The organism is Pseudomonas edaphica (assembly GCF_005863185.1).
GTDB lineage: Bacteria > Pseudomonadota > Gammaproteobacteria > Pseudomonadales > Pseudomonadaceae > Aquipseudomonas > Aquipseudomonas edaphica.
Genome location: NZ_VBVZ01000369.1, coordinates 1 through 6,308 on the forward strand (window position 1 = coordinate 1; position 6,308 = coordinate 6,308).

Annotated in this window: 6 protein-coding genes; 2 read left to right on the top strand and 4 right to left on the bottom strand. The window is 59.4% G+C overall.

Going from position 1 to position 6,308, the window contains the following annotated elements:
- Together FEM54_RS21700 and FEM54_RS21705 are read left to right on the top strand one after the other, a co-directional pair.
- Positions 1–1,399, top strand: a 1,399-nt coding sequence (locus FEM54_RS21700; RefSeq protein ID WP_240792780.1) for an aminoacyl-tRNA deacylase and HDOD domain-containing protein, incomplete at its 5' end; no start/stop codon positions are given.
- Between the two features lie 319 nt (positions 1,400–1,718).
- A complete protein-coding gene (locus FEM54_RS21705; protein ID WP_099550257.1) occupies positions 1,719–2,609 on the top strand; it encodes a hypothetical protein in 891 nt (296 codons plus the stop codon).
- A 57-nt stretch (positions 2,610–2,666) separates the two neighbouring features.
- On the opposite strand, the gene FEM54_RS21710 is transcribed toward FEM54_RS21705, so the two are convergent.
- From FEM54_RS21710 to FEM54_RS21725, 4 genes are all read right to left on the bottom strand, one after another.
- Complete coding sequence (locus tag FEM54_RS21710; RefSeq protein ID WP_017135837.1) at positions 2,667–3,047, bottom strand: hypothetical protein; 381 nt, start codon at positions 3,045–3,047, stop codon at positions 2,667–2,669.
- A gap of 124 nt (positions 3,048–3,171) precedes the next feature.
- Positions 3,172–4,098 carry a type VI secretion system-associated lipoprotein TagQ gene (tagQ, locus tag FEM54_RS21715; RefSeq protein ID WP_017135836.1) on the bottom strand — a complete coding sequence of 309 codons (927 nt, stop codon included), beginning with the start codon at positions 4,096–4,098 and terminating at the stop codon, positions 3,172–3,174.
- A gap of 84 nt (positions 4,099–4,182) precedes the next feature.
- Positions 4,183–5,895: a formylglycine-generating enzyme family protein gene (locus FEM54_RS21720; RefSeq protein ID WP_138452936.1), complete on the bottom strand. Its 1,713-nt coding sequence runs from the start codon at positions 5,893–5,895 to the stop codon at positions 4,183–4,185.
- Positions 5,888–6,308 (bottom strand): FtsX-like permease family protein (locus tag FEM54_RS21725; RefSeq protein WP_138452938.1); only part of this gene is annotated, 421 nt, incomplete at its 5' end. The genes FEM54_RS21720 and FEM54_RS21725, both read right to left, overlap by 8 nt.

The following is a 6,308-nucleotide window of genomic DNA, read 5'->3' on the forward strand; positions in this document are numbered from 1 at the left end:
GTCAGATGTTGCACTCGCCACAGCCCCACTGACCGCCCCGCCGGTCATTCGGGCTCTGCTCGCAAAACTCGCCATCCCCTACACGGAAGTGACCGAACACGCCGGCCTGAATCCCGCACAAAAAGTCCAGGCAGTACTGCTGGAAGATGCCGTGGGCGCACTCATGGTGCTGTTCCCGCAAAGCCAGTTACTCGACCTCAACCGCCTGGCTGAACTCACCGGCCGCCGCCTCACGGCCGTGTCGCCGGACCGCATCGAGCGCATGCTGGCCAAGCACGACTTGAGCCTGTTGCCCGGCCTGCCGGTACTGACCAGTTCGCCGTGCCTGTATGAAGGCAGCCTGCTCAGCGAACCCAGCCTGTTGGTGCATTCCGGCGAAGCCGGGCTGCTGCTGGAAATCGCCAGCATCGATTTCAAGACCATGCTCACCAAGGCCAGCGCCGGGCACTTCGGCGAACCGCTGAGCAACATCCGCCCCAACCTCGATCGCCCGAACGATGACCGCGAGGAAATCACCCAGGCGATGCAGGCGTTCACCGCCCGCCGAATCCAGCAGCGTCTGGAAGCGACCATCGAGATTCCGCCGCTGGCCGACACCGCGCAGAAAATCATCAAGCTGCGCGTCGACCCCAACGCCACCATCGATGACATCACCAGCGTCGTCGAAACCGACCCAGCCCTCGCCGCCCAAGTGGTGAGCTGGGCAGCGTCGCCGTACTACGCCTCGCCGGGCAAGATTCGCTCAGTGGAGGACGCCATCGTGCGCGTGCTGGGCTTTGACCTGGTGATCAACCTGGCGCTGGGCCTGGCCCTGGGCAAAACCCTGAGCCTGCCCAAGGACCACCCGCACCAGTCCACGCCGTACTGGCACCAGTCGATCTATACCGCTGCTGTGATCGAAGGCCTGACCCGCGCCATGCCCCGCGCCCAGCGCCCGGAAGCTGGCCTGACCTACCTGGCCGGCCTGCTGCATAACTTCGGTTACTTGCTGCTGGCCCATGTGTTCCCGCCGCACTTCTCGCTGATCTGTCGCCACCTGGAGGTCAACCCGCACCTGTGCCACAGCTATGTCGAGCAGCACCTGCTGGGCATCAGCCGCGAGCAAATCGGCGCCTGGCTGATGCGCTACTGGGACATGCCGGACGAACTGTCCACCGCCCTGCGCTTTCAGCACGACCCGACCTATGACGGGCAATATGCTGAATATCCCAACCTGGTGTGCTTGGCGGTACGTTTGCTGCGCAGTCGTGGAATTGGTTCCGGGCCGGATGAGGCGATACCCGACGCCCTGATCGAACGTTTGGGCTTGAGCCGGGAAAAGGCTGAGGAAGTGGTCGGCAAGGTACTGGATGCCGAGGTGCTGCTACGCGAACTCGCGTCCCAGTTCAGCCAGGCATAAGTCTGTCGCCTGCTACATAGCTTTCGCAGGCAAACCAGCTCTCACACTTAACTGCGTTCCAACTGTAGAACGCGGTCGAATGTGGGAGCGGGTTGCCCTGATCTGGATGGTCTGATCCTGAATCGCATCATAATGCCAGTTAATTACTCCTCGCCTTTTGAGCGGCGAAGGCGAAAGTGACATACCTACCCAACGAAATCATGGCACTCTAACAACTTACAAATATAAAGTAACATCTGATACGGAACTGTCCCGCCCAACTAATCCACATAGAGCATGTCGGTAAGTTTTCTTACCATTAAAACTCTGGATTCTGCCTATGTCTATTTCATCCACCGTTAGCAACTTTATAACTAACAACCCAATAAGCGCCTACCCTTCACCTACAGCTACCGAACCCTCTGTAAACATCAACGGCAGTCTTACACCTCGCAGAGACCAATATGGGACCGTACTGGTTGTAACGACGCCTGACCCAGGCGCACCACAAAACGTCAATGGCCGCACTTATCACCCCGCCTCCGAAGTAAGAATTTATACGGGACATGCGGATGATAAAATCGATATAAAAGTTATTAATGATCGCGTCGTCGCCATTATCAATGGGCACGCCGTCAAGCTGGACATCGACGCCTCTAACCCCGAGGGCAATCAAGGCAAACTGTTCATAGACAGCGGCGGTGGCGATGACAGTGTAAAGATAGCCCCTGACGTCAAGACCAGTGTAACCATTCACACTGGCCCAGGCAAAGACACCGTGAGCACGGGAGGCGGCTACGCTCAAGTATATCTGGGCGACGGCAATGATACCGGTGAACTAGCCTATGGCGGCGGAGAATTATACGGTGAAAACGGCGATGATACCTTGGCAGGAGGTACAGGCAGTAACTTCATTAATGGTGGCGCGGGAAAAAACACTATAAGGGGTGGTACACCCAGCGATTCATCTCGAACGGCGATCTCAGCCGAAGGTACAAGCGACACTATTATTGGCCGCTCTGACAACACGTATATCCAGACCAAGGCCCAATTCACCTCTATAAAACTTTACCGGCAATTTGATAGCGAAGTCGACATTCATGAAAGTGCCGGAAATACCGAAACCAACGAATATAAGAGCCGGCAACATGTGACCGATGGAGACATACGGTTTTCAGGCAGATTCGACCCAGCCAAAGACCGTCGTATACGTGTGAACCAACAGGACTAACGACCTACTTACAGGCGCTCTCCTCGGGGTTTTCAGTGCCCCGAGGACTCCAGAAAGCTAACCAGCTGTTTTTTTACGCGGCTTCAAATACTTGGTCAGCCCCTGGAACCAGATCACCAACGCCGGGTTGCCCTTGATCTGGATCGACTTGTCCTGAATCCCCGTCATGAACGCCAGTTGCTTGTTCTTCGCCTGCATCGTGGCGAAGCCGTAGGCGGCATCTTTAAAGGCGATAGCAAAGGCTGGCGCCGGGTGAACACCTGAGCGGCTGGTGATGCGCTGGTCTTTGACGATGAAGTGACGGGCAACCTTGCCGTCGAGGGTCTGCAACTGGAACGCCAGGTCTTTATCACCCAGCTGTTGCTGAAAGGCAGGATTGGTGCGGCTGGCTTTGCCCATCATCAGGCCCAGCACCCACAGCAGAAGACGAAATTTCATGCACACAGCCTCAGTGTATTTATTAAGTGGCCGCAGCAGTGTAACGATTTACCGGCAGAACGCCACCGATCTCGCGCTTTAGCAGGAGATCGGCAGGCGTTTAACGCTTATAGCAACATGTTGCTTAAACGTTAGGGCACGGCACTGGCGCCCAGTCGGCCAGGTTCGGATCGCGGCAGGTGCCTTCGATCTGCGCCTTGCCAGCGCTGGCGACCTGCTTGCTTTCAGCCTGCTTGGTTTGCACGGTCTGAATACTCTTCTCGGTGGTCACCGCTTCTTTCGGCACGGTTGGCAGCACCGGTTTTTTGGCGACTTTGGCAGGCGTCTTGCCTTTCTTCGCCGGCACCACCTGCGGCGTCGTGTCGGCCTGGGCCACGGTCACTACGTCAGCACGCTGCACACCCACTTGTTTCAGGTCTTGCTCGTAAGCCTGGGTGTAGTTGTTCAAGTCTTCGCTGGCCTTGCCGTTCACTGCAACGATCAGGTCATTGGACTCTTTCAAGCCAGCCACGATTTCCGCCAGGCGCTTGCGGCCTTCAGTGTCGTTGACGGTCTTGGCCTTGCGGTCGGCCACCAGCTTGGTGAATGCGCTCTGATAGCACTGCTGGGACGCCTTGGCGTAGGCCGTGCTGCGGTCGATGTCGGACGCGCTTTTATTGAAGTCGGTGGAGTAGGACGCGATGCGCTGGTTGTCATCGGTGATCTGCTTCTGACGCTCGGTGTAGTAACCCGCTGCGCCACCCGCCAGGGCGCCGCCCGCTGCACCGATGGCGGCATTACGGCCACGCTTGTCGGAGTCGCCGGTCAGCGCGCCCAGCAATGCACCGCCGGCTGCGCCAAGCGCCGCACCGGTGACGACCGACTTGGTCATGTTCGAATCGGTTGCACGCAAGTGCTGCACCGGCTCGTAGCAGTTGGGGTAGTACTCGACCTTGGTGCTCGACGCGACCTTGGAAGCCGGCGACGTGGCGCAACCTGTCAACACGGTGCTGAAACCAGCTGCGATCAGCAGCAGGTGACGCTTGGAAACCGCCTTACGGGAAAAAAGCATAGGTGTGTTCTCTTTTAAGTTTGACTTGCCCAGCACGGCCCACCGCCGCCTGAGTCCTTTCCAAGCTCGCCATACAACCAGCGGTCAAGACCGCTGACCGCTCGCTGCGAGCAATTCCTTCAAGATCGTTGCCGGGTCGGCCCGCTGTTGCTTGCGGTAGTTGCCGACATGGCGAACGAACAGTGTCGCGCGCGTCACCAGGCTCTTGCCGAGCACTGGCTTGCGATCCAACTCTTCCTTGATCCTTTGAAACTGGGCCTGGATCACCGCATCGGTGTAGCGCGTGCCGGTGGCCAGGTTGTCGATGTAAATCGCCACTGCGCCGTCGAGGGCGCTGCGGCCATTGGTGATGGCCATGTCGAACAGCTGCGCGCTGGCCTCATCCTTATTGTCTTTGGCCTGTTGTCGGCTCTTCTGCAAGTTGGCCAGGCGGATGTTGTAATTGCTGATGGTCTCGGCCACCAACGCGGCCGACTGGATCAGGTTGCCCGCGGCCTCTTCGCGCTGCTGGGCGATCAATGAAACGTTGCGTTTGAGCTCTTCGTTGACCAGGCCGAGTTCGGCTTGCAGCTTGGGGTCGACACTGGCCGCAATGATGCTGTCCAGGCGCTTGGTCGGGTCCTGGGCGTCATCGATGGCGTCAGTCAGCGACGCCAGGCGGCCTTCTTTCTGCCACTGGGCGAACAGCTCCTTGTAGCGCGAGCGCGGCGCCGACAACGCACCGATCGCCACGCGAAAACCGGTGGTTTCGTTGCTTTGCTCAGTGCCATCGGCAGCGAACAACGGGTACTCACGGCGCATGCCGGTAAACAGCGTGCCCTCGCCTTCCAGGTAGTTGCCGCCCTTGACCACAAAGCCCCCGTAGGTGCCCTGGCGGCGCCCGGCATGCACCAGCTGGAACGATTCCTGGACCATTTCCGCTGCGTTGCCGATCACGTCAAACAGGCCGATCGGGTTGGGCAATTTGGTGCCGATGGGCATCAAGCGCGCAGCCTGACCGGTGCCGCCGGCAACCTGGTTGAACACCGCGTAATCACCCAGCGGGCCGTCGCTCTCGCTGCCGTCGACGCGGCGCGGGAACAGTCGCCCTTCCAGTTCCTGACGGCTCACCGCCTGGCCACCGCGTGCGGCGTATTCCCATTCCACTTCGGTGGGCAGGCGCACAAAACCCAGGCCGCCGTCGTCGGCCGAAGAACCGCGGCCGCTCACCGGCAGCAGCTCACGGTGGTATTTCATCAGCCAGGCGCTGTACACCGCCGAGAAACGTTCAGCTTCGAAACGCGATAGTTTTACCTTGGGCAAACGTGCGGCCATGCCGGTCGGCGCATCACAGGCTGGAGCCGGTTCGCCGCTGGCCAGCGACTGCGCCTGGGACATCACCTGCGCATACTGGCGGGCAGTCACTTCGTACTTGCCGATGAAATACAGCATCGGCTTGAGCGGAGTTTTGGCGTCGGTTTTCGGCATCAACGGCGCGATGACTTTGTTCCAGTCCTTGGGCAGATCCTTGAGCGTGAACTGGCCGTTGATAAAGTCGCGGCGGTAGCCGGAAATAAACGATTGCTGATAACCCGCCTCGCCTTCGGCAAAGGGGTAACCGAGGCTGATCTCGCGGTCATCCAGCGTGCCTTGGGCCAGCACGTAGGCGTAGCGGAACACCATGTTGCCTTCGCAGGGCAGCGGCAGGCTCACATCATCCGGCAACGGCTTGGGGTTATCCAGTTTGTCACTCGCTTCATCGGCCCAGGCCAACGAGGCCAGGCTCAGCGCCACACAGGCGCCCAGTAACTTATACATCTCTGATTCCTTCAGAAGCCTGGATCCGCGCCACTCGCCAACCGCCACAGGCCGCCGCCACGGCGCTGACGCCGAGGATTGCAACCAGGGCCAGGACGTAGTGACGCGCCAGCAGGTGACTGGCATATTCGCCCGCCCCTTGCACAAATAGTTTATTCAAAGCAGCCTCGGCCAGGCCATACAGCCCGGCGCTTAGCACGGCGGCAAACCCTGCGCTGTAGAGCGCCTGCAACACCACAAACAACAACAGTGCGCCGGTGGAAAACCCCAACAGGCGCAACACCGACAATTCCCGCCGCTTGCGCGCGACAGCCGCCAGCGCCCCGGCGAAGATCGCTGCAAACGCCCCGACCAACGCCAGCCCGGCAATAATCCAGAACACCAACGACAGGTTGCGGCTCAACGACTGCACC